Genomic DNA, 21292 nt, shown 5'->3' on the forward strand with positions numbered 1-21292 from the left:
TTTCGTCGTAGATTCGCGCCCCCAGGTCCTCCGCCCACTCCAGCGCCCACGTCGCGGGCTCCTCGAACTGCCGGGAGGTGAGCCCGTACACGGCATGGTCCTCATCCTCGGCGTCTGTGTGAATCCGGCGCGGTGCCGCCGGGCCGGTTCCCGGGTGCCGGCGCTCTCCCCCGCAGCCGTCACGGCCTGGGCAAGTCCGGCAAGAGTGCGGCCTGTCCCGGCGGTGATCCTCTCGTGCCCGGGGCCGAACGGCGGCTGGTTACAGCACTGTCCGTGTTGTTCGCGTTGTCCAGTCCAGGGCCGTGGACATCTTCCGGCGCCGGGAAGTCCTCAGGTTCGTGGCCCATGGGCTCGATGGTCTCAGCCGGCTCATAGCCGGCCCGCGAGACGGGCGTAGGTGTCGACGGTGCGTTCGGCCTTCGCGTGGCGATGCCCTGTGCCTGCCCACAGGTGGATCAGTCGTGTGTCACCGGCAGCGGTGGCCGCTTTGCGCAGTGGGCCGGTGAGGTGGTGGAGGGCGGGGTAGCCCTCGGGGGCGATGGGGTCGTACTGATCGATGAAGTGGTTGCGCAGGGCGCGTGCGGGCCGTCCTGTGAAGGCGCGGGTGATGGCTGTGGTGGCGAAGGCGGGGTCGACCAGAGCCGCCTTGTGCGGTGCGGACGCTCCGCTCTCGTGGGTGCGCAGCAGGGCGGTGCCGATCATGGCGGCTTCGGCGCCTGCGGCCAGCGTGGCGGCCACGTCGGCGGCGGTGGTGATTCCGCCGGCGGCGATGACGGGCAGCGCGACGGCGTGGCGCACAGCGGTGATCAGGTCGGTGAGCCGGATGGGCTGGGGCGGCCGTGCGGGGGTGAGCGTGGCCGAGTGCCCGCCGGCGGCCGGGGCCTGGACGATCAGCGCGTCGACGCCGGATTCAGCGGCCAGGCGCGCTTCTTCGGCCGAGGTGACGCTCTGCAGAACGGTGCTCCCGGCGGTGCGGAGAGCGCGGACGACGGCGCGGTCCGGGATGCCGAAAGTGAAGGACACCCACGGGACGGGAGTGGAGGTGAGCAGGTCGATCTTGTCCGTCCAGTGGTCGCCGTCCTCGATCGGCTCCTCGGGCAGCGTGAGGCCGTAGCGGTCGGCCTCCACCTGCACCGCCCGTGCGTAGCGCTGGTATGCCTCGTGGGAGATGGGGACCGGGTTGGGGGCGAACAGGTTGACGCCGAAGGCGACGCCTTGGGCGCGCGTGGTGTGCATCTGCCCGGCGAGTGCCTGCGCGGACTTGTATCCGCCGGCGAGGAACCCCAGCCCGCCTGCGCGGGCTGCGGCGGTGACCAGTGCGGGGGTGCTCGGTCCGCCGGCCATCGGCGCTGCGATGAGAGGGAGGTCTGCTCCGAGGTCGGACAGCAGGGTGCTCACGACAACTCCTCCTGGAGGTAAGGCAGCGGCGGGGGTGTCAGGCCGCCGTGGTCACGGGGCCGAGGTGGTGTGGGAAGCGGACGCAGACGGCGGCGGACGCGAACGCGGCGACGACGACCATCGCGCTGCCGAGCAGGAGCGCCTGGTGGTAGCCGTGGCTGAGCAGCGGGGTGGCGAGCAGCGGGCCGAGTATCTGGCCGGCGCTGTATCCGGTGGTCAACAGAGCTACGGCCCGGGGCACTTGAAGATGGCTTCCGATGGACAGGGCGATTGTGCTGACGCCCATGAAGGTGGCGCCGAACAGTACGGCGGACACGAGCGCGGGCGTGGTGCCGCCGAGCAGCGCCGGCAGGGCGATGCCGATGGCCTGGATGGTCAGCGAGGCCAGCAGGAGGGCCGGCCTGGACCAGCGGCGGGCCAGCTGGGTCCACACGGCGCAGGAGGGAAGCGCGGCGAGGCCGACCACGATCCAGGCTCCGCCGCCGAGCCACCCGTTGACGCCCTGTTGGATCGCGGCGACCAGGAAGGTACCGGCGATGATGTAGCCGATGCCCTCGAAGGTGTAGCTGGCGAGCAGCGCGAGGAACCAGCGGTGGGTGCGCGGCCGTTCGGCCTGCGCGGCTGTTGCGGAACTGACGGCTTCCGGCTGCGGGGCCAGGGGCCAGGCGAGCGCGGTGAGCAGGGCCGCGAGCGCGGCACAGGTCCACCAGGCGGCTTGCCAGGTGGACGCGGCCTGCACGGCGACGACCAACAGGCCGGACAGGGCGATTCCGGCACCGACCCCGCCGAAGGCCCAGCCGACCAGGTGGTGGGCGTGTGCGCGAAGGCGGGAGAGCATCGCGCTGACGGCGATCACGAAGACCAGCGCGCTGGCGGCACCGGCCATGAGACGCAGGCCGAACCAGGCGGTGCCGTCGTGCGTGACCGGCATGAGCGCCAGCGTCAGCACCAGCACGACGAGCGAACCCCGCAGTGCCGCGGCCGACCGTACGACGGCGGGGGCGGCGATGCCCGCCAGGGCGCCTGCGAGGTAGCCGATGAAGTTCGCCGTGGCCAGGTTCGCCCCGAGTGCCGAGGAGAGTCCGGCCTGCTCGTGCATGAGGGGAAGGATGGGGGTGTAGACGAACCTGCCGACTCCCATTCCCGCGGCGAGGGCGGCCGCCGCCTGGACGACGATCGTCCAGGACGACTGCGTTCGCGGACGGGGCAGGGCTGATGTCTTCATGGCTTGGGCTCCTTCCTGGGTGGCGTTCACGGGCCTACTTCGACGCTATGCAGCGCACGCGCGGCTGTGAAATGCCGGTTACGCTGCTGCTATGCGCCGCAGGCATGGATGCGCGAGAGGGGTGCCAGGGGCATGGATGTCGAACTGCGTCACCTGCGGGCCTTCACGTCCGTGGCCCGCCACCGCTCGTTCTCCCGTGCCGCCGAAGAACTGCTGATCACGCAGCCGGCGCTGAGCCGTACGATCGCGCAACTGGAGGGGAATCTGAGCGTCCGCCTGCTCGACCGCTCCTCACGGCACGTCGAACTGACGGACACCGGTGCGGAGTTCCTGGCCCATGCCGAGCGGGTGCTCGCCACACTGGACGAGGCCCTCGCCGTGGTGAGCCGCCGTGTCACGCTGCGGCTCGGTTTCAGTTGGCTGCTGCCCGACCCCTGGGCCCAGCAGGTCGTCAGCCACTTCGAGGAGAGTACGGGGGCGTCGGTCGACCTGACACGGACCGACGATCCTCTCCAGGCGCTGCGCCGGCACACCGTCGACATCGCGCTGATCCGGGGTGACGTCGACGTACCTGGAGGGGCGCGCACCGTGCGCCTGTACGACGAGCCGCGCATCGCGGTGTGCTCCGAGCGCTGCGATCTGGTCCGCCTTGGTCATCTGGACTGGTCGGATGTGCAGCACTGGCCGTTGGTCGTGAACACGGTCAGCGGCACCACCGGTCCCTGGTCGTGGCCGGTGGACCAGCGCCCGGCCCAGATCATCGAGACGTCCAACTATGACGAGTGGCTGGAGACGGTGGCTGCCAACCGCGGGATCGGCATCGTCCCCGAGGTCGCGCAGCGCCGCACCCAGCACTCCTCCCTCCGCTTCGTGCCCCTCACCGACGCCCCGCCGAGTCCGGTCAGCCTCGTCTACCTGCCCGACGTCCAGCGCACGCTGATCCGCCGATTCCTGGACACAGCCCTCCGGACGAAAACGGAGTGACGCACGTGGCGGCCTGCCATTGAGCTGCGTCCATGCTTGACATGCATGCATACGTCGCCCCAGGCATTTCAGACAAAGCCGGGCGGTCATTAGCGTTGACGGTGACCGGACCATGCAGCGAGGACGACGATGAGCACGACGAGACTGTCCTGGCAGGAATGCGCAATCACCCTCCTGGGCGCCCCGACAGCCGTCATCGGCATCGGTGGCCCGCGCACCGTCGGCGACCCGAACCTCGACGGGCCCGGGCCTTACGGGCATCTGATGCGGCCGTCCTGCGTGCGGGAGCAGCATGCGTCCCGGCGAAGTCCGACGGCCGGCCAGTGTCGCTGGACAGCCGCAGCGCCACTGCCACGGCCGCCGTCCTCGGCGCCGGCGTCGTGGTCCCGGCCCACTGCGACGGCTGGGCTCACTTCTCTGAAGGGGTGCCGGAGATCGGGCACGTCTTCCACGAGGCCGGCCCGTCGTCCGCAACAGACCGACAAGGAGCGGACATGCCTTTGGTACGGATCGATCTCATCCGCGGCCGTCGTCCCGACGAGTTGAGGGCGATCGCCGACGCGACGCACCGCGCGCTGGTGGATGTGCTGCACATCCCCGAGCGGGACAGATTCCAGCTCATCACCGAGCACGACGCCGACCACGTCATTGCCCTCGATGCCGGCCTCGGATTCGCACGCACCGACCGGCTCGTGTTGATCCAGATCTTCACTCAGTCAGGACGCACGACCGAGGTCAAGCAACGCGTCTTCCGAGCCGTCGCCGAGCAGTTGGAGCACCTCGGCATCGGCGGCGAGGACGTCTTCGTCTCCATCGTGGAGAACGGCCCTCAGGACTGGTCGTTCGGATTCGGGCGCGCCCAGTACACCGAAGGAGCTCTACCCGTCCCCGGCCGCTGACATCATCGGGTCCGGTTGCAGTCCGCAGGCATGCTCCTGCACCCGGTTCATGTGGAGGTCGACATGGAGCTCGGCGCCCCACTGCACCGCCCACACACCGGGGCGTCGCCGGTCCGGGCGACGCTCAGCAGGCGACGGCGGCCGGCCCTGCGCAAGGCGGCTGGGACCCGTATCGCGGCAGCAGAGCCAGGACCGCCGGGTGGTCGAGCCGCGGCAGCGGCACGCCGTCGGGCAGTCGGCCGGTTCTTGAGGGCATCCCGAAGTTTTCGCTGTCCGGGGCGATGTCGCGGAAGCACCTGGGTTCGACGGCGCATGTCCATGGGGTCGGTGGGGCCGTAAGCACGGCGGGGCCGAACTACCGGGCCGCTAGGCCGGGGCGGTGGTCACGGCATCTGCTGTTCGGTCCAGATGCATTTTCCGGCGGAGGTGTAGCGGGCTCCCCAGCGATCGGAGAGGGCGGCCACCAATTGCAGTCCGCGCCCGCCCTCGTCGGTTTCCGAGGCGTGACGGATCCGGGGCGTGGTCAAACTGCTGTCGGAGACCTCGCATATCAGCCTCTCGCCCCGCAGCAGACGCAGCCCGATGGGACCTTTCGCATGCCGGACGGCGTTTCCGACCAGCTCGCTGACCAGCAGCTCGGCAGCCATGATCAGCGTGTCGACATCCCAACGGGCCAGCTGGTCCCGGACGTGTTCCCGCGCCTCGCCCGCAGCGATCGGCCCATCGGACAGCGGCCAGGCCGCGACGTCCTCGGGATTCACCGCATGCATGCGGGCAATGAGCAGCGCGGCGTCGTCATCCGTGAGCTGCCTGTCCGGCAGCACACCGGCGAGCACGTCATCGCACAGACGTGCCAGCGATTCGTTCCCGCATCCGGTTCGGCCCCCGTCACGCCATGCTGTCCCCGCGCTGGGCTGGAGGCCGGAACTGAGGACCGCGCTCGACAGTACCCTCGCCAAGTCGTTCATCCCGTCGTCGATGTCTCCGGTGGCGGCATCCACCAGACCGTCGGTGTAGAGCACCAGCAGACTCCCCTCCGGGAGATCGATCTCGCACGTCTCGAACGGTGGCCGCGCGGCACCCAGCGGTGGGTCGGGCGAGCAGTCAGAGAACTGCACGGGCTGTCCCGGGCGGACGATGGCCGGCGGAGGGTGCCCGGCACATGCGAAGGTGCAGGTGGCGGAGACAGGGTCGTACACGGCGTACAGGCAGGTGGCGTAGAAGTTCTCGCCGAGGTCGTTGACCAGGTCGTTGAGGCGGTTGAGCAGTTCTGCCGGCGGGAACTCCAGGTCGGCCAACGTGTGCACAGCGGTGCGAAGCCGCCCCATGGTGGCCGCCTCGGGCAGGCCGTGTCCCATCACATCGCCGACGACCAGGGCCACCCGGGCGCCGGACAGGGGAATGACGTCGTACCAGTCACCGCCGACATCGATGCCCTCGCTGGCGGGAAGATAACGCGCGGCCGTGTCCACGAACCGCAGCGACGGGAGGGCACGCGGCAACAGTCCCCGCTGGAGCTCCTTGGCACGGGTGTGCTCGGTGTCGTACAGCCGGGCACGCTCGATGGCCTGCGCCATCAGTCCGCTGAGCGCGGTGAGCAGGGTCTGTTCCTCTCCGTTGAGGCGGCGCGATTCGGCGAAGGAGATGACGCAGCACCCGATGCAGCGGCCGGAGACGATCAGCGGCAGAAAGGCCCAGGCCGCCTTGCCGGCTGCGCTGGGAAGTCCGGACATCAGCGGATAGCGAGCGACGTACTCCTCGGCCGAGCCGATGAAGGCGGGCTTCCCGGTGTGGTACACCTCCGAGACGGGAGAGATGGTGGTGACAGCACTTCCGTCGATCTTGTCGAGAAAGGCCTGTGAGTATCCGACGGACCCGGCGACGCGTATCACCCTGCCCTCGATGATCTGGATGACAAGACCAGAGGCGTTGAACGGAGGCAGCACCCACGCCGCGATGGCCGCCACCACATCGCGCATCGTCAGGGCCTGCGCGAGGGCGGTGGTCAACTCGGTCACCCGGGCGGTGCGCTCGGCTGCGGCCCGTTCGGCGGCTGCGCGTTCCGCCGCCCGGGCCTGGCTTTCGGTGACGTCGGCGGCATACACCGTCAGTCCGTCCGGCACCGGCACCAGCCGCATGCGGTACCAGCGCTGGTTGGTGGGCCAGCGCATCTCGAAGGTGGTCGGAGCGCCGCTTTCGACGGCCTGCCTGCAGCGTGTTTCGAGGCCCGGCGCGGCGAGGTCGACGCGCAGGCTTGCGAAGATGTCCCACAGAGTTCGGCCGAGCAGCGCGTGCGAGACGCCGAGCAGCCGCTCCGCCTCCGCATTGACGAAGGTGACGCGCCATGCGCCGTCCACCACGAAGAACGCGTCGCTCATCTGCCACAGCGCTCGGGTCATCGAGTCCGGTGCGGTGAGGGCCGTGCCGCTGCTTCCTTCCGGACCGGCCGACCGTACGGGTTCACCGTCTCGGCCGATTGCGGGCCCGCTGCGGGGTCGGCGTGCCCCTTCCTCCCGTGGCCGTGGCCCCTCCCTGCTGCGAGGGCTTTGTACCTGCTGTCCGTCGGCCGGGAGCTGCCCGAGACGCAGCGCGGCCCACGCGGTGAGCGCTTCGACGGCCGCGCGCTGCTGCGGCGTGGGCTCCTCGGCGGGGGCCATCAGCACGGACAGCGCGCCCAGTGTCCCCTCGGGGGCGATCAGGGGAACGGCCAGCAGCCCGCCACCGGCCGGCAGCGTCGCGCCAGTGTGGTCCTCGATGGTCTCAACAGGCTTCCATACGGGTGTCCCGCGGGCCGCTGCGCGGGCTGGGGCCGTGCCGCTCGCCTCCCCGATCTCCGCCCAGTTCCGAACGGCCGTACGGAGCAGCCCGTGCGCTGCCGTCAGCAGCAGCCCACAGCTGCCGGGACCGCGTAGATGCACCATGCCGCCCAGACCACCGGACTCCGTCACCGCATGGTCGAGGGCGAAGCTCAGCAGGTCGGCACCTGACAGGCTCTCCCCCGCAGTGGTGATCACTCGCAGTCTGGTGGCGGCCGCGTCCACGGGGGCCTGCTCGGACATTCGGTCACCTCCGCGGCGAGCAGGCGGGGGATTTACTACCCGCAATAATTATTAGTTGAGTCGCCCTGCCCAGTCGAGACGTAACGGAAGCAGGGTTCTTCCGGGGACCGTCCGTGGCAGAGAACCATGCGGATACCAGCAGCATCGCGCGGAGCCGTCGCCTCCCGGGCATGTGCGGGGCTGCCCGGGCGGGGTAACCGGAAACCATGCGCCTCCTTGGGCAGGTGTTTACTCACCGGCAGGGCTCGGGGCACCCCAGCATTGCCCTGCTAGCGGTGCCGCTCGGGCTGATCCTGGCCATCACGCTGGCCGATGCATTCAGTCCCCGTGGCGTACCGCTGGGGCCGCTGCTGATCGTGGCGCCCGCGATCACGGCATCGTTCGCCGGCCCCGTCCTCACCGCGGCGATGGGCGTGGTCGCTGTGGGGGCTCTGTTCAGCATCGGTCTGACACCCCCGATCCTTCTGGGGACCTTGTACTTCGATTCGCAGGTCATCTCCCTGCTGGCGGTGTCGGCCTTCGTGACCGTGTTCCGTTACTTGCAGGGGAGGCACTCCCGTGAGCTGACGCAGGTGCGGACCGTGTCGGAGACGACGCAGCGCGTGCTGCTCAGGCCCCTGCCGCAACGTATCGGCCCGCTATGGGTGGCGTCGGTATACCTGGCCGCTCAGGAGCAGTCCCTGATCGGCGGAGACCTCTACGCGGCTGTGCGTACGCCTTACGGCACCAGATTGATCATCGGGGATGTGATGGGCAAGGGGCTGCCCGCAATCGGCGACGCCGCTCTGTTGCTCAGCGCGTTCAGAGAGGCCGCACACCGCGAGGCCACCCTGCCCGACCTCATGGCCTACCTGGACCACAGCGTGTGCTGGCACCTGGCCGACCCCACCGAACGGGATCAGCTCGGAGAGTGCTTCATCACCGCCGCTGTCGTCGACATCCCCGACGAGCACCCCATGGTGCAGATGGTCATCTGCGGGCACCCGCCACCCCTACTGCTGCGAGACTGGCAGGTCACCACACTGCGCGCCACCCGCCCCGCGCCGCCGCTGGGCCTGGGCGAAGTGACCCGCCCCGACTACCACGTCGACACCTTCACCTTCGAGCCCAGGGATGTGCTGATACTGCACACCGACGGCGTGACCGAAGCCCGCGACGCCCAGGGCGCCTTCTACCCGCTGGCCGAACGGGCCGCATCCTGGGCACACCACAAACCCTCAGCACTGATCAGTCACCTGCGCACCGACCTGCTCGCCCACGTCGGCGGGCACCTGGCCGACGACGCCGCCGTGATCGCCGTCCAACGCACCTTCCCGCCGGCACCCACCGGCACCATCGAGGGCGCGCCCCCATCCCGCCCCACCGACTAAGGCGACCAGGACCGTCTGTGAGGACAGCGGTGGACCGAGCTGACGGCCGTCAGTTACGCGGGGGACAACTGGCCCGTCTGGCACACGCTCCGCCGACGCACGCTCCCACGGACCTGTACTCCCGCACCGGCCTCGGCCTGAAGTCCCGCGAGCCGGCCACCATCGCCGCCTGCACGGCGTTCGGCACGGCCGGCCCGCAGGTGCGGGTCCACATCCACGGCTTCCGTCCGACGGACCGCCGGTCTCCCACACGGTCACGTCGAACCATCGGCTGTCCTGCGGGCAGTACCACTGCCGCCCTGTCTTCGATGTTCTTCGGCGGCAGTTCGTGGAACGTTCTCGTATCCAGTAGCTCGTACTGTGGTGAGTAGTCGGCGTGCAGAGAATCCCGGTGGGATTGATCTTGGCTGACGGGGCGACACTCCGGGCGGAAGCCGCCTTCAAATCGCGGCTGGACGTGTCGGTCTGCCTCCATCCCGCGCCGGAAGAGCGGACTTTCGGGTGTGAGTAGTTCGAGGGAGGTCGGGAAGCGGATGAGTTCGGCACGACAGAAGGCCGGGGCCGTGGTCACCCTGGCAGGGGTCACCGCCCTGGCGCCCTCGGTATGGCAGACGGCCACCCACATCACCGACGAGACGTACCGCGCCCCGGAGGCGCGCCACGGGGAGGGGCACGTCCAGTACCACATGGCACGCGAAGTACTGATCACTGCAGGCTCGGTAGGCGTCCTCGTGATGGGCGTCCTGGCCGGGCAGGACAGGAGCCGTGCCGTGTGGCGCGGCATGGCCGCCGCGGCCGCCGGGATCAGCACCGCGATGTGGTCCGGTGGGCCAGCCACCGGCGTGTGGGCTCCCAACCGGAAGGCGTTCCTGATCCACCTCGCCTCCACCGCGGGACTCGGCGTAGGTGTGGCACTCCTGCGCCCGCAGGCGGGGCACCGATGACCGCCCAGGTCATCGTCGCAGGTGCCGGGCCCGTCGGGCTGATGACCGCTGCCCTGCTGGACGCCGCCGACGTACGCGTCGAGGTCTTCGAGCGCAACGAAGGCCCGAGCAAGCACTCCAAGGCCACCACCATGCATCCACGCACGCTGGAGGTCCTGGCCACGGTCGAGACTGTCGGAGGGCGCCGGCTGGCCGAGGTCCTCGTCGACCACGGCACACCGGTGTCCAGCACCCACTTCGCCGTCCTTCCCGACAGGCTCGACTACTCCGGCCTGGACACGCCCTTTCCCTTTGTTCTGCTGATCGCCCAGGCTGACACCGAGCGGTTCCTGGCCGACCACCTGCGTTGGCGGGGTGTCCCGGTGCACTACGGGCAGGCGGTGTGGGGATGGGAGAAGACCGACAGCGGATTGCGTGTCCGCGTCGGCGACCGCGCTCGCACCGCCGCCTACCTGGTGGGTGCCGACGGCGCGCACAGCCGCGTCCGCGAGCAGGCCTCGATCCCGTTCCCGGGCGTGCCGCCGACCATGGTGGGATTCGTCGCTGACGTCGAACTCGCGGATCCGCCGTTGGTGGCACGGCAGGTGTGGCACCGGGACACGGGCTACGTCAGCGCCGTGCCGATGCAAGGCGGGGTGTGGCGTCTGTTCGGCGCCGAGCCCGCCGATACGGGACTCACCTCCGAGCAGGTACGGCGACGGCAGGCCATGCCGCTCGGCCTGGAGGAACTGCGTGCCACCTTGCGACGTGTCGCCGCCACCGACTTCGGGCTGCGTGCCGCGTCCTGGATCTCCCGAGCCAGCGACAGCACCCGCCGCGCCGCGCGGTACCGCTCCGGACGCGTCCTGCTCGCGGGAGACGCCGCCCACGTCCACCTGCCCGCCGGGGGGCAGGGGCTCAACGCAGGGCTCCAGGACGCGGCGAACCTCGCGTGGAAGCTGGCCGCCGAGATCCACGGCTGGGCTCCCGCCCAATTGATCGACGGCGCGTTCTGCTACGAACACGAACGCCGACACGTGGCAGAGCAGCTCATGGCCAACACCCTGGCCCAGGGGGTGCTGATGCACACCTTCACAGCCGGCGGAAAGGCACTGCGCGACCTGGTCAGCGATCTGATCAGCCGTGGCGGCGACACCGCCGAGGAACTGGCCGGATGGCTCTCCGGCCTCAGCCTGAGCTACCCGCAGCCCGAAGGCACCCACCCGCTGGTGGGCACGCGAGCGCCGGATCTCCCCCTCACTGACGGCGGAATGCTCCACCAGGCGCTGCGTCATGACCGCTATCTGCTCTTGGACCTCACCCCGGACAGCGGCCTCGCCGAACTCGGCTCCGCCCACATCGACGTGCGCGCGGCGCCATCCCCCAGCGGCACTTGGTCCGCCCTGCGCGCCGTCCTCGTCCGACCGGACGGCTACATCGCCCACGCCACCGGGTCCACCGACCCTCTCAACCTGGCCACGACACTCGCGCAATGGACCACGGCCACCGGCGCCATACCGACCGCGGCCCAAGAACTCCAGTTGTAGATCGTGATGTTCGTCGTGGCTTCGGTGACCTCGGCCTGATCAGGCAGCCTGTCAGCTACGGTGCAGGCCATGAACAGCCGTGTGTACGTGCCCTGGTTCTCAGTCGGGGAGACTGACGAGGATGCGTTCCAGAGTCTGGAAGGCACATGGCGCACATTCGTATCCGTACTACGCGAGCGGGCTGTCACCTGGCCCTGCGAACCGCACGACACCCTCATCCTCCGCCCCCAGGAGACCGCGTTCGCGCATCTGCTGGCCCTGCTCCATCCGGTGACGCCTGGAACCAATTCCATCTCCTGCGTATTCGGTGCGTTCTTCGACGGGCAGGGAGTGCTCGGCACCGAAGTGCACAACCAGATGTACATCCCCCAAGTCCAGGAGTCCGTGGTGGAGATACTCCATGCCGCCGGTTCACCTGCCCGCTGCGCGGAACTGACCGCGGACTGGTTCGAACGCATCCTGCAAGGCGAAGCCGGCAACTGGCCGCCCCCGACGTCATGATCTTCATGTCCGAATCGCGGCTTGCCTGCGGTCATGGCTGGCTTGGGCCCTGGGCTCTGGGCTCAGGCCTGGTGGCGGCATCGCCAGGCGGACCGGTGCTCGGTCGCGCGAGGTAACTCAGCTCGCCCCGCCACGAGTACGCGGGCTGGATATTCTTCCGATGTGAAGATCTTGGTGGGGGGCCTCGCGGCCGGGTTGGTGTTCGGAGCGGCTACCTCGCTCGTCAACGCGCTCTCGTCGCCGTACGTGGAACTCGGGATGCCGCTCGTCGGCACCGTCTGGGCCAAGGCTGCCAAGGTGCTCAGCCTGCTGATGGACGCCGGCTGGTCCTGGGCAGCATTAGCGGTCGGGATGGGTTGGCTGGCCGGGACCTGGGCCCGAGGCGCACTGGTTGGGGCTTTGGCACTGATCGCGGCCTCGGTGGCGTATTACGTGACGGACGCCTTCGTTTTGAGGGAACCGCTGTCCATGTTCGCGACGGAATCGGTCATGTGGTCAGTGACGGGTTTGCTGTTCGGGTTGGTCCTGGGTGTGGTGGGTGCAGCCATCAGGCGGCCTGGGTTGATCGGCTTGCTTGCCGGGTTGACGGTGCCGGTCGGTGCTGCGGTGCAGATGGTCGTGATGCCGCCCCGGCCTCACCTCACCTTGACCCCGGCAATCGTTCTCGCCGAGGTCATCGTATGGACAGCTGCCGTGCTCGGTGCTGGCTGGGCTGTCTACCGTTTCCGGGCCGCGAGGCGTGTGTCGGGATCCCGGCTCAGTCGCTGCCGAACCTCTTGAAGAATTCGATGCCGCGTCAGGGGCCAGGTGACTTCCGAGCCGCTTTTGCGATGGTCGAGGGTGGTGTGGGCGGTGCGCGTGACCCCGGAGTGCTCCGTGCAAGGACGAACATCACGAGGGTGACCCAGCGGGTCCAGGAGGGGTAGCGGCGGACCTGGGACTCGTCCAGCCCGGCCAGCCCCTTCCCGCTCTGGAAGGTCTCCTCCACCCGCCATCTGGAACCTGCCACCTTGACCAGAGTGCCCTGCCTGCCGGGGACGCGGGGAGCACCGAAAAGTCGCGGGCCGGGCGGGGGCTCGCCGCCGCTCCCCGACCGCGTCACCGTCGGTGCCGTGCATCCTTAGCCGGGACCAGGAGGCACACACGGCTTCGTCGAAGTCGCCGGTGCCCTGGTCCCAATAGCACCAGGTCCGCTCCGGCGGTCGACGGGGCCCCTCCGGTGCCTCCACCACGGTCACGGTGCATGAGCCCGTCGCCGTCAGGTGGTGAGCGAGGCTGAGCCCCGACGCGCCGCCGCCGACGATCACCACGTCGCACGTCTCATCCGGCAGGTCGCGTCGACTCACCTGGCACGCCGTTCGACGACCGGAGTGCCGTCCGGAGTCGTCCGCAGCAGCTCCGCGTCCACTTCCACAGCGTCGGCCCCGGTGGCGACGGGCCGGTCGGCGAAGCCGGTGCCCAGGTGGCTCGGCCGGGGGGCCAGGACCCGGATGCCGGCGGTCCGCGACCCGCGGCGCACCGGTGCCGAGCCAGGCGGCGAGCGCGGCCTTGGAGGCGCTGTAGTCAGCCGTCCCCGCCTTTGGAGACTGAGCGACAGCGCCAGTGAACGCCGCGACGACCGAGCCCGGTGCGATGACGTGGAGTGCCGCGCGGAAGTAGGCGGCGGGCTCGAGGACGTTACCCGTCAGCAGGTGCTCCGCGACCTCGTCACCGAACTCCGCCACCCGGCCGACGGCGACCGCCCCGAAGACCATCACGGCCGCGTCGAGCCCGCCCAGGCCGGGCGCCGCGGCATGCACGGCGCGGGCGCACGACGCGGGGTCGACCGCATCGAAGTGGAGGGTAGGAGCGCCCGGGTACGCCTCGGCGGCCGGGGCAGGGCGCAACGGATCACCTCCGGCGAGCGCCGGGCGCGTCCCCCGCCTGGCCGGTTCGGCAGTGAGCGCACCATCGAGGACACCGGTGGCGTCGGCCCCCAGCATGCGAGCGCCGTTGAGGTCCACGTCCACTCCCGGTCGCAGGGAACGGCCGCCTGTCTTCACCACACTGTCCGTTCCTTGATCCGGCCGCCGGCGTATGCAGCGGACACCGTTGCCGTCACGTCAACAGCGCGTCAGGTCGCTCAGCACCTCGCGCGCCGCCCGCGTACCCGAGGCCAGAGCGCCCTGGACGGAGCCCGTCGCCCGGTGGTCCCCGCAGACGTACCGGCCCCGGGCGAATCGCGTCGTGCGGCTCAGCGGCCAGGGCGGCTCCATCGCGGGCAGGGCTCCCTCGACGGTGTACACGGCGACCTGCTGCCAGCCGCTCGTGTCCGTGCCGTACAGCTCGGCGAGCCGCCGGAGCACCGCTGCGTCCCCTCCGGACCGGTAGGGGCCCAGCACGGAGGTCGAGACCAGCGCAGTGCCGGGCGGCGCATACGTGGAGGCGACCTCGGTCAGAACGCACGTGTTGAGGACGGCTCCGGTGCTGTCCACCAGGAGAGTCGGCTCGGCCAGGGGCGTGCGGGCGGCGGCATGGTAGTACGTGGTGACCGTACGCGTACAGGGCACGCCCAGGCCCGGCAGCAGGCGGGCCGCGCGAGCCGCGTCCGTCGCCACCACGACGGACGCGGCCGGCAGCTCGCGGCCGTCCGTCAGGAGGACCCCCGCATCGGTGACCGCCTCGACGGGTGTCTGCAGGCGCAGCACGCCGTCGGGCAGCCCACGTGCCAGCTGGACAGGTACAGCGCCGATGCCGTCGGCGGGAAGGCAGACCGTGCCTCTGACCATGCTCCGCCACACCAGGTGGAAGAAGCGGGCCGAGGTCTCCAGCCGGTCCTCCAGGAACACGCCCGACAGGAACGGCCGCAGGATCTCGGCGACCGTTTCGGGCGACACCCCCGCGCGGGACAGAGCGTCGGCGGTGGAGCGGTCCGGGGCTCGTTTGAAGGTGCCGGCGGGCAGGAGGGCGTCCCGCGCGGTGAGCACCACCATCGCGGCCAGGTCACGGGCAGGCAGTACCCGCCCGGGCAGCAGCGCCCCCGCTTGTCTCGGCAGCCGGGTCGGGTCGGATAGACGGACGGGACCCGTCGAGGTGTGCGCGACGACGCCCGGGGTGAACGGCCTCAGCCGCAGTATCCGCAGGTCCAGGCGCCGCTTCACCTGCGGGTAGGAGGTGTTGAACACCTGGAAGCCGCGGTCCAGTCGAAACCCGTCCACCTGGTCCGTACGCACGCGGCCACCCACACCATCGGACGCCTCCAGCAACGCCACCCGCCGTCCGGCACGGCACAGGTCCAGGGAACAGGCCAGGCCGGCGAGCCCCGCGCCAACGACGACGATGTCCGGACCCCCACTGTGCCGAGCGGTCATGGTCCTCTTCCTCCGACGTATCGCTTACGCATCCCTCTACACCAAAACCCGGAGCGTCGGCTTCCGGCGCGCTCGTCGCTCCGTGCGGCAAGGGCGGGTGTCACCGTTGTGGATGCTGGTCAAGGCCGAGTGCCTCCGCGGTCGCGTCTTCACGACCAGGGCCCAGGCGAGCCTCGCACTTTTCGAGTACATCAAGGGCTTCCACAACCCCCGTCGCATCCAGAAGTGCCTCCTGGGATGGCGAGCTCCCGTACCCGGGCGGGTGCTCGGTGTCGCTCCGCAGCGCCGCGCCGACTTCCTGGACCGCGCCCCGACGGCTGGGGCAAGCAGCATCAAGGGCGAAACGACCAGCAGCCCGCCCTCGGCGACAGAAGCGCCCGGGCCATGTCGTCCGCCCCGTCCGCCACAGCCGCCGCGCGGTTGCGTCACCCCAACCGCCGGGCGGATCCTGAGGCCATTGGAGGATGAGCGGCCGTGACGAGTCCGAAACCTGAGACCCCTGCCGATGAATTCCTTGGTCCGCTCCACGTGACAAGAGCGGCCGCAGTGGTCCTGGACGCATGCGGCATCGTCATCGGCTGGAGCCCTGCCGCAGAGAGACTCCTCGGCTACACGCCCCAAGAGATACTCAGGCGCCCTGCCACCGCGCTGGTGGCACGCAAGGCCGGTACGCAGCCCGCACCATGGATGAACACGGTCGGCGACCCCGGATCCATCCGCAGTGCGGCACTCAACCTCCGCCATCGGGACGGTCACACCTTGCGCATGGCCACGACCATGTGCACGGTGGCCCACGGCCCTGATGGTCCGGCCCTTGTGCTGCTCGCGGCGGACCTGGAGGAGCTGCGCAGCTGGGAGTCGCATCAGGCGATGCTGCGCGGCCTGGTCACCCAGTCGCCCGTCTGGCTCACCATCTACGACACCGAGCTGCGAATAGTGTGGGCGAACGCCGCTGTCGACCGGGAACTGGGAGGGCCGCTCACACCGTACGCGGGCCGCACTGTGGACGAGCTCTTTCCGCAGGGGCAGGGCCGGATGCTGTCCGAGCATCACCCCCCGACATTGGCGGAGACGATGCGGAAGGTACTCGCCGACGGCATTCCCGTCATCGACCTGCACTACCTCGGGCAGGTACCCGCCGCCCCGGAGTACGAGCGAGTCTGGTCCTGTTCCTACTACCGGCTGCTCGACGCGCGCGGTGAGCCGCTCGGAGTGTGCGAGGAGGCCGTCGACATCACCGAGCGCCACCGGGCGGAGCAGCGGCTGGCGCTGCTCGTGCGGGCCGGGTCCTGTATCGGCACGTCCCTGGATGTGGTCCGTACGACAGCGGAACTCGTCGAGGTGGCTGTACCGCAGTTCGCCGACGCCGTCACCGTCGACCTGCTGCCGGAAGTCCTGGAAGGGACGGAACCCCCCGACGAGATCGCCCCCGGACAACGGTTGGTGCGGGTGTGCGGATCACGGGACCCACAGGACACGGCCGTCGCACCGGGTGACGCAGCCGCGGAAGCCGGGCAGCCGATCGAGTACGCCTTCGCCTCCCCCCAAGCCCGCAGCATGGCCTCGGGGCGGTCGATCACGGAGAACACACCAGGCATGCCGGCTCCGCGGAGCGGAACCGGTGTCCACGCACGCCTGTTCGTGCCGTTGCGGGCCCGCGGCGCGGTGATGGGGCTGGTCACCTTTCTGCGAAGCCGCACGGCGATGCCCTTCGACACGGACGAGCAGGAGCTGGGCGACGAGTTGGTCGCGCGAAGCGCTGTGTGCGTCGACAACGCCCGCCGCTACGCCCGCGAGTACGCGGCGGCCGTGACACTGCAGCGCAGTCTGCTGCCGCGGCGCCTGCCGCCGCAGAGCGCGCTCGAAGCGGCGTACCGCTACTTGCCGGCCGACCGCCACGTCGGCGTGGGCGGCGACTGGTTCGACGTCATCCCTCTGTCGGGTACGCGCGTCGCACTGGTTGTCGGCGACGTGGTGGGCCATGGATTGCCGGCCGCGGCCACCATGGGGCGGCTGCGCACGACCGTACGGGCCCTGGCCCAACTGGACCTCGACCCCGACGAACTGCTGACGCGGCTGGCAGACGTCGCCGGTCAGAACGACTGGCGCCTCCAGGACGACGACACCTCTGAGGATGTTGAGGACAAGGGCATCATCGGCGCTACCTGTCTGTATGCCGTCTACGACCCGATCTCTCGGCGGTGCAACTGGTGCTGCGCGGGGCATCCGCCGCCAGCGGTGGTCGACCCTGACAGCGGCCGCGTCGGCTTCGCCGAGCTGCCTTCGGGCCCGCCGCTGGGACTGGGCGGTCCGACCTACGAGAGTGCGGAGGTCGAGCTCACCCCGGGCAGCGTGCTGGCCTTGTTCACCAACGGCCTCGTGGATTCCCGTACCGGAGGTGTCGACGTCGGGTTGGGTCGGTTGGTTCAGGTTCTCGCACAGCACCGGCTCCCTCTGGAGAAGCTGTGCGACCAGGCGATGGCGGTGCTCCCCATCGGGCCGGTGAACGATGACGCAGCGTTGCTGCTGGTGCGCACCCGCGTGCTGGACGCCCATCAGGTGGCCTGCTGGAACCTGCCGGCCGACCCCAGCGTGGTGTCGCACGCCCGCGCAGTGGCCGCCGCGCAACTGAATGAGTGGGGACTGCCGGAACTGGGGTTCACCACAGAACTGGTCGTGAGCGAGCTGGTCACCAACGCCATCCGGTATGCCTCGGGTCCGATCCGCCTGAGGCTCATCCGGGACCGGGCTCTGCTGTGCGAGGTCTCAGACAGCAGGCACACCTCACCGCACCTGCGGCACGCCGCCAATGACGAGGAGGGCGGCCGCGGCCTGTTCCTGGTGGCACAGACGACTCAGCGGTGGGGCACCCGCTACACCTCCGCCGGCAAGACCATCTGGACCGAGCAGGACCTGACCTGCACCGAGCCACCGCAGCGCGATGCCGCCTGACCGACCTTCTGTCGAAGGAGGAGGCCGCCGCCGGTCGTTGCACTGACCGGTCGAAGCCGGAGGCAGGCTGAGGACCGGGCAGTTCGACGTCTCACCGTCTACCGTGCACCGGCAACGGACGCCAGGTCAGCGCCGTCGACACGGTCCCCTTCACCCTCTGGTGCGCCGCCCGGAATCTGACCGATTACGCGACTGCCCTGTGGGCCACTGCCTCGGCCGGTGGAGACGTCGACACCACGTGCGCGATCGTCGGCGGCATCGTCGCCTCCCGCGTCGGCACCGAAGGCATCCCCGTCCCCTGGCGCAACCGCACCGAGACCCTGCCCGCTTGGCTGCACGGACGCCAGTCCTGGAACACCGCCCACACCACCGCGGTGGCCGACCGCCACCCCTGCCCCTGCTGCGGCCACCTCGTCCACGACGACCCGCGCGGCTCGAACGACATCTGCCCGGTGTGCTTCTGGGAGGACGACCTCTCACAACTGCGTTGGCCGGCCACGACCGGCGCCAACCGCGTCTCACTGATCGAAGCGCAGCGCAACGTGCAGCGCTTCGGAGCCTGCGACCAGCGCGGCCTGCGCTTCACCCGCCGCCCACTCCCCGACGAACCAATCGACTCCCTTTGGCGGCCGATCGACCCGCAGCAGGACTCATTCGAGGACCCCGACGACCCCGCGCCCTGGCCCGACTACCAGCCGGACCTCTACTGGTGGCGGCCGACGTTCTGGCGGCGCGAACCCAGATGACCGGCAGGCCGGCCGGCCCGAAAGCCACTGCTCACTTTGCCCGCCGGCGCAGCAGGTGCTGTTCGGCTGCTTGGCCAGGCTGTCCGCGTCGCCCTTGACGACGTAGATCTCCCAGGGTTCTTGGCCGGGGCCGTGGACCCAGACCTTGTCCTGGAGGGCGTAGCAGCAGGTGGTGTCGTCTTCCACGTCGGTGGCCAGGCCGGCCTGGCTCAGGCGGGTGGTGGCGGCGTGGACGGCCTCGGTGCTCTCGACCTCGACGCCCAGGTGGTCCATGCGCGTTGCCTCACCTGCCGCGCCCTCGACGAGGACGAGCTTGAGAGGGGGCTCTGCGATGGCGAAGTTGGCGTAGCCGTCGCGGAGCTTCGTGGGCTCGGTGCCGAACAGTTTGCTGTAGAAGGCGACGGAGGCGTCCAGATCGGGTACCTGGAGGGCGAGTTGTACGCGGGACATGACGGACCTCCTTGTGTGGGGTTCAGCAGCCGCCGAAGGCAGCCGGGACGCCGATGCCGTTCTGGAGGGTGGCTGGGGCGCCGCAGCAGCAGCCGTCCTCGCTGCTTTGCGCGGCGTCGGGGGCGTCGAACAGGCCCGCGCCTCCGCACACGCCGGTCTCGGGCAGGGTGAGTTCGACGCGGTCGGCGGAGTCGAGGTCGCCCGCGATCGCGGCGGTGACGGAGCGGACCTGCTCGTAGCCGGTCATGGCCAAGAACGTCGGGGCGCGGCCGTAGGACTTCATGCCGACCAGGTAAATGCCCTGTTCGGGGTGGGACAGCTCGCGGTGGCCATGCGGGTAGACAGTGCCGCAGGAGTGCTGGTTGGGGTCGATCAGCGGGGCGAGTTCGACCGGGGCCTGGAGGCGCTCGTCCAGGTTCAGGCGGACCTCGGACAGGAAGGACAGATCGGGCCGGAACCCGGTCAGCACGATCACCTCGTCCACCGGCTGAAGCCGTCGGCCGTCCTCCCCCACCAGCACCAGACGCCCGTCGCTGTCGCGTTCGATCGCCTCGGTGCGAAAGCCCGTGACCGCTTCGGCATAGCCGTCGCCGACGGCGGCCTTCGTCGCCAGGCCCAGGGCTCCGCGGGCGGGCAGTTGGTCGGCTTCTCCGCCGCCGAAGGTGGAGCCGGAGATGCCCCGGCGCAGGATCCACACCGCCTTCGTCCCGGTGCCGTCGTCGGACTTGGCGAGATCGGCGAGGTCGGCGAGCGCGGTGAAGGCGGAGGCTCCAGAGCCGATGACGGCGGTGCGCTTGCCCGCGTACCGGGCGCGGACAGCCGGGTCCTTCAGGTCGGGGACGCGGTAGCTGATGCGGTCGGCGGCGGCCTTCTCGCCGAGCGCGGGCAGTCCGCTGCCGCCCGCCGGGGACGGGGTGGTCCAGGTGCCGGAGGCGTCGATGACCGCGCGGGCGAACAGCCGCTCCTCGCGGCCGTCGGCGTGGGCGACGTGCACGACGAAGGGCTGGGTCTCGCGGTCGGCATCCACGATCCGGTCGCGGCCGGCCCGGGAAACGCCGGTCGCCGTCGCGCCGAAGCGGACCTTGTCGCCGAGGACGTCGGCGAGCGGCTGAAGGTACTGCTCCGCCCAGTCCCCGCCCGAGGGGTAGGTCGCCGGGTCCGGCCTGGTCCAGCCGGTCGGCGCGAGCAGCTTCTCCGCCGCGGGATCGGTGAGCTCCCCCCAGGTGGAGAACAGGCGCACGTGCGACCAGTCGCGCACTGCGGCGCCGGCGGCGGGACCGGCCTCCAGGACCAGGGGCTCGATGCCTCGGTCGACCAGGTGGGCGGCGGCAGCCAGACCGGCGGGTCCGGCCCCGATCACGACGACGGGCAGCTCGGTGGTGGCGGGCTTCACGGCGACTCCTTGCTTGTTTCGACATCTGTCGATGGCTTGCGGGGCAAGCATGGCACCTGTTTCGATAAGCGTCAACATAGACATACGTCGAAATCGGGGCTCTCCCATGGATCGCGCCGACGTGGTGGTCAGTCATCGGAGCAGGGCAGTCGGGGTCGGCTGCCGCCCACGCCTTGCTGCGGGAGGGGCTACAGCCGGTCGTGCGTGTGCGCCAGCCGTCACAGCGAGGCGACGTCCAGGCCGGTGCGCTCCAGCCAGAAGTGCGGGGCGCGGCTGAGTGTGTGCTGCGCTGCGAGCCTCACCGTGTTGCGGGCTGGCGAGCATGCCTGTTGCGGTGCGGGCGAGCACCGCCACAGACGTGCCGGGTATGGGTGTTCGCCCGGCTGGAGTGGCAGCGCAGCCCGTCGTCGAACTCGCTGCGCCGAGTGGCCCGGGACACTGACCGCGTCGCCCGCCGCCTGGCGCCTGCCTCGCGCGCTCGTGACAGCCCTCGCC

The 21292-nt window shown here is 70.2% G+C and carries 17 protein-coding genes and 4 pseudogenes; 11 read left to right on the top strand and 10 right to left on the bottom strand.

Annotated features, from left to right (window positions below):
* Nucleotides 1-369 precede the first annotated feature (369 nt).
* Both ACWC91_RS22155 and ACWC91_RS22160 read right to left on the bottom strand, forming a co-directional pair.
* Nucleotides 370-1398 (bottom strand): nitronate monooxygenase, encoded by a 1029-nt coding sequence (locus tag ACWC91_RS22155; protein WP_450642214.1) that lies wholly within the window; start codon nucleotides 1396-1398, stop codon nucleotides 370-372.
* A gap of 37 nt (nucleotides 1399-1435) precedes the next feature.
* Nucleotides 1436-2623: a YbfB/YjiJ family MFS transporter gene (locus ACWC91_RS22160; protein WP_450642212.1), complete on the bottom strand. Its 1188-nt coding sequence runs from the start codon at nucleotides 2621-2623 to the stop codon at nucleotides 1436-1438.
* A 132-nt stretch (nucleotides 2624-2755) separates the two neighbouring features.
* Here ACWC91_RS22160 and ACWC91_RS22165 point away from each other — a divergent pair, with 132 nt between their 5' ends.
* Nucleotides 2756-3607 carry a LysR family transcriptional regulator gene (locus tag ACWC91_RS22165; RefSeq protein ID WP_225077345.1) on the top strand — a complete coding sequence of 284 codons (852 nt, stop codon included), beginning with the start codon at nucleotides 2756-2758 and terminating at the stop codon, nucleotides 3605-3607.
* Nucleotides 3608-4101: 494 nt separating this feature from the next.
* Entirely contained in the window at nucleotides 4102-4506 is a 405-nt protein-coding gene (locus ACWC91_RS22170) for a tautomerase family protein (RefSeq protein ID WP_225077346.1), read from the top strand.
* A 383-nt stretch (nucleotides 4507-4889) separates the two neighbouring features.
* On the opposite strand, the gene ACWC91_RS22175 is transcribed toward ACWC91_RS22170, so the two are convergent.
* Nucleotides 4890-6884 carry an ATP-binding SpoIIE family protein phosphatase gene (locus ACWC91_RS22175; protein ID WP_263638115.1) on the bottom strand — a complete coding sequence of 665 codons (1995 nt, stop codon included), beginning with the start codon at nucleotides 6882-6884 and terminating at the stop codon, nucleotides 4890-4892.
* Between the two features lie 956 nt (nucleotides 6885-7840).
* Here ACWC91_RS22175 and ACWC91_RS22180 point away from each other — a divergent pair.
* From ACWC91_RS22180 to ACWC91_RS22200, 5 genes are all read left to right on the top strand, one after another.
* Entirely contained in the window at nucleotides 7841-8935 is a 1095-nt protein-coding gene (locus ACWC91_RS22180) for a PP2C family protein-serine/threonine phosphatase (protein ID WP_225077348.1), read from the top strand.
* 533 nt (nucleotides 8936-9468) lie between these two features.
* The gene (locus ACWC91_RS22185) at nucleotides 9469-9879 is read left to right on the top strand and encodes a hypothetical protein (protein ID WP_225077349.1); all 411 of its coding nucleotides are present in this window, start codon (nucleotides 9469-9471) and stop codon (nucleotides 9877-9879) included.
* On the top strand, nucleotides 9876-11405 hold the full coding sequence (locus ACWC91_RS22190) for an FAD-dependent monooxygenase (protein WP_450642211.1): 1530 nt from the start codon (nucleotides 9876-9878) through the stop codon (nucleotides 11403-11405). Before ACWC91_RS22185 ends, ACWC91_RS22190 begins: the two co-directional genes overlap by 4 nt.
* A 69-nt stretch (nucleotides 11406-11474) precedes the next feature.
* Nucleotides 11475-11906 (top strand): hypothetical protein, encoded by a 432-nt coding sequence (locus tag ACWC91_RS22195; RefSeq protein ID WP_376502870.1) that lies wholly within the window; start codon nucleotides 11475-11477, stop codon nucleotides 11904-11906.
* A gap of 162 nt (nucleotides 11907-12068) precedes the next feature.
* Nucleotides 12069-12686 carry a hypothetical protein gene (locus tag ACWC91_RS22200; protein ID WP_450642209.1) on the top strand — a complete coding sequence of 206 codons (618 nt, stop codon included), beginning with the start codon at nucleotides 12069-12071 and terminating at the stop codon, nucleotides 12684-12686.
* A 97-nt stretch (nucleotides 12687-12783) separates the two neighbouring features.
* On the opposite strand, the pseudogene ACWC91_RS22205 reads toward ACWC91_RS22200, so the two are convergent.
* From ACWC91_RS22205 to ACWC91_RS22225, 5 genes and pseudogenes are all read right to left on the bottom strand, one after another.
* Nucleotides 12784-12927 (bottom strand): annotated as a pseudogene (locus ACWC91_RS22205) (IS701 family transposase); the annotation flags it as partial.
* Nucleotides 12928-13012: 85 nt separating this feature from the next.
* A pseudogene (locus ACWC91_RS22210) lies at nucleotides 13013-13252 on the bottom strand (FAD-dependent oxidoreductase); the annotation flags it as partial.
* Entirely contained in the window at nucleotides 13249-13425 is a 177-nt protein-coding gene (locus tag ACWC91_RS22215; RefSeq protein ID WP_225077353.1) for a hypothetical protein, read from the bottom strand. The pseudogene ACWC91_RS22210 and the gene ACWC91_RS22215, both read right to left, overlap by 4 nt.
* Before the next feature lie 19 nt (nucleotides 13426-13444).
* A pseudogene (locus tag ACWC91_RS22220) lies at nucleotides 13445-13888 on the bottom strand (SDR family oxidoreductase); the annotation flags it as partial.
* 120 nt (nucleotides 13889-14008) lie between these two features.
* Nucleotides 14009-15256, bottom strand: coding sequence for an NAD(P)/FAD-dependent oxidoreductase (locus tag ACWC91_RS22225; RefSeq protein WP_450642207.1), 1248 nt, complete (start codon nucleotides 15254-15256; stop codon nucleotides 14009-14011).
* Between the two features lie 112 nt (nucleotides 15257-15368).
* Between ACWC91_RS22225 and ACWC91_RS22230 the strand changes: the two genes are divergently transcribed.
* From ACWC91_RS22230 to ACWC91_RS22245, 4 genes and pseudogenes are all read left to right on the top strand, one after another.
* Complete coding sequence (locus ACWC91_RS22230) at nucleotides 15369-15734, top strand: IS3 family transposase (RefSeq protein WP_450726010.1); 366 nt, start codon at nucleotides 15369-15371, stop codon at nucleotides 15732-15734.
* Nucleotides 15731-18208 carry a SpoIIE family protein phosphatase gene (locus ACWC91_RS22235; protein WP_450642204.1) on the top strand — a complete coding sequence of 826 codons (2478 nt, stop codon included), beginning with the start codon at nucleotides 15731-15733 and terminating at the stop codon, nucleotides 18206-18208. Before ACWC91_RS22230 ends, ACWC91_RS22235 begins: the two co-directional genes overlap by 4 nt.
* A 104-nt stretch (nucleotides 18209-18312) precedes the next feature.
* Nucleotides 18313-18489, top strand: a pseudogene (locus tag ACWC91_RS22240) (ADP-ribosylglycohydrolase family protein); the annotation flags it as partial.
* A 93-nt stretch (nucleotides 18490-18582) separates the two neighbouring features.
* Nucleotides 18583-18954, top strand: a complete 372-nt coding sequence (locus tag ACWC91_RS22245; RefSeq protein ID WP_225077358.1) for a CPCC family cysteine-rich protein — start codon at nucleotides 18583-18585, stop codon at nucleotides 18952-18954.
* On the opposite strand, the gene ACWC91_RS22250 is transcribed toward ACWC91_RS22245, so the two are convergent.
* Nucleotides 18859-19404, bottom strand: coding sequence for an ArsI/CadI family heavy metal resistance metalloenzyme (locus tag ACWC91_RS22250; protein ID WP_450642202.1), 546 nt, complete (start codon nucleotides 19402-19404; stop codon nucleotides 18859-18861). The genes ACWC91_RS22245 and ACWC91_RS22250 overlap by 96 nt on opposite strands.
* Before the next feature lie 22 nt (nucleotides 19405-19426).
* Nucleotides 19427-20848 carry an NAD(P)-binding domain-containing protein gene (locus ACWC91_RS22255; protein ID WP_450642201.1) on the bottom strand — a complete coding sequence of 474 codons (1422 nt, stop codon included), beginning with the start codon at nucleotides 20846-20848 and terminating at the stop codon, nucleotides 19427-19429.
* Between the last annotated feature and the right edge of the window lie 444 nt (nucleotides 20849-21292).

The organism is Streptomyces sp. NPDC001204, from assembly GCF_053598035.1.

What these genes read in the sequence shown, in the direction of transcription:
- ACWC91_RS22160 (WP_450642212.1), bottom strand. Translation starts at nt 2,623, where the DNA reads ATGAAGACATCAGCCCTGCCCCGTCCGCGAACGCAGTCGTCCTGGACG.
- ACWC91_RS22165 (WP_225077345.1), top strand. Translation starts at nt 2,756, where the DNA reads ATGGATGTCGAACTGCGTCACCTGCGGGCCTTCACGTCCGTGGCCCGC.
- ACWC91_RS22170 (WP_225077346.1), top strand. Translation starts at nt 4,102, where the DNA reads ATGCCTTTGGTACGGATCGATCTCATCCGCGGCCGTCGTCCCGACGAG.
- ACWC91_RS22175 (WP_263638115.1), bottom strand. Translation starts at nt 6,884, where the DNA reads ATGAGCGACGCGTTCTTCGTGGTGGACGGCGCATGGCGCGTCACCTTC.
- ACWC91_RS22185 (WP_225077349.1), top strand. Translation starts at nt 9,469, where the DNA reads ATGAGTTCGGCACGACAGAAGGCCGGGGCCGTGGTCACCCTGGCAGGG.
- ACWC91_RS22190 (WP_450642211.1), top strand. Translation starts at nt 9,876, where the DNA reads ATGACCGCCCAGGTCATCGTCGCAGGTGCCGGGCCCGTCGGGCTGATG.
- ACWC91_RS22195 (WP_376502870.1), top strand. Translation starts at nt 11,475, where the DNA reads ATGAACAGCCGTGTGTACGTGCCCTGGTTCTCAGTCGGGGAGACTGAC.
- ACWC91_RS22225 (WP_450642207.1), bottom strand. Translation starts at nt 15,256, where the DNA reads ATGACCGCTCGGCACAGTGGGGGTCCGGACATCGTCGTCGTTGGCGCG.
- ACWC91_RS22230 (WP_450726010.1), top strand. Translation starts at nt 15,369, where the DNA reads ATGCTGGTCAAGGCCGAGTGCCTCCGCGGTCGCGTCTTCACGACCAGG.
- ACWC91_RS22250 (WP_450642202.1), bottom strand. Translation starts at nt 19,404, where the DNA reads ATGTCCCGCGTACAACTCGCCCTCCAGGTACCCGATCTGGACGCCTCC.
- ACWC91_RS22255 (WP_450642201.1), bottom strand. Translation starts at nt 20,848, where the DNA reads ATGCTTGCCCCGCAAGCCATCGACAGATGTCGAAACAAGCAAGGAGTC.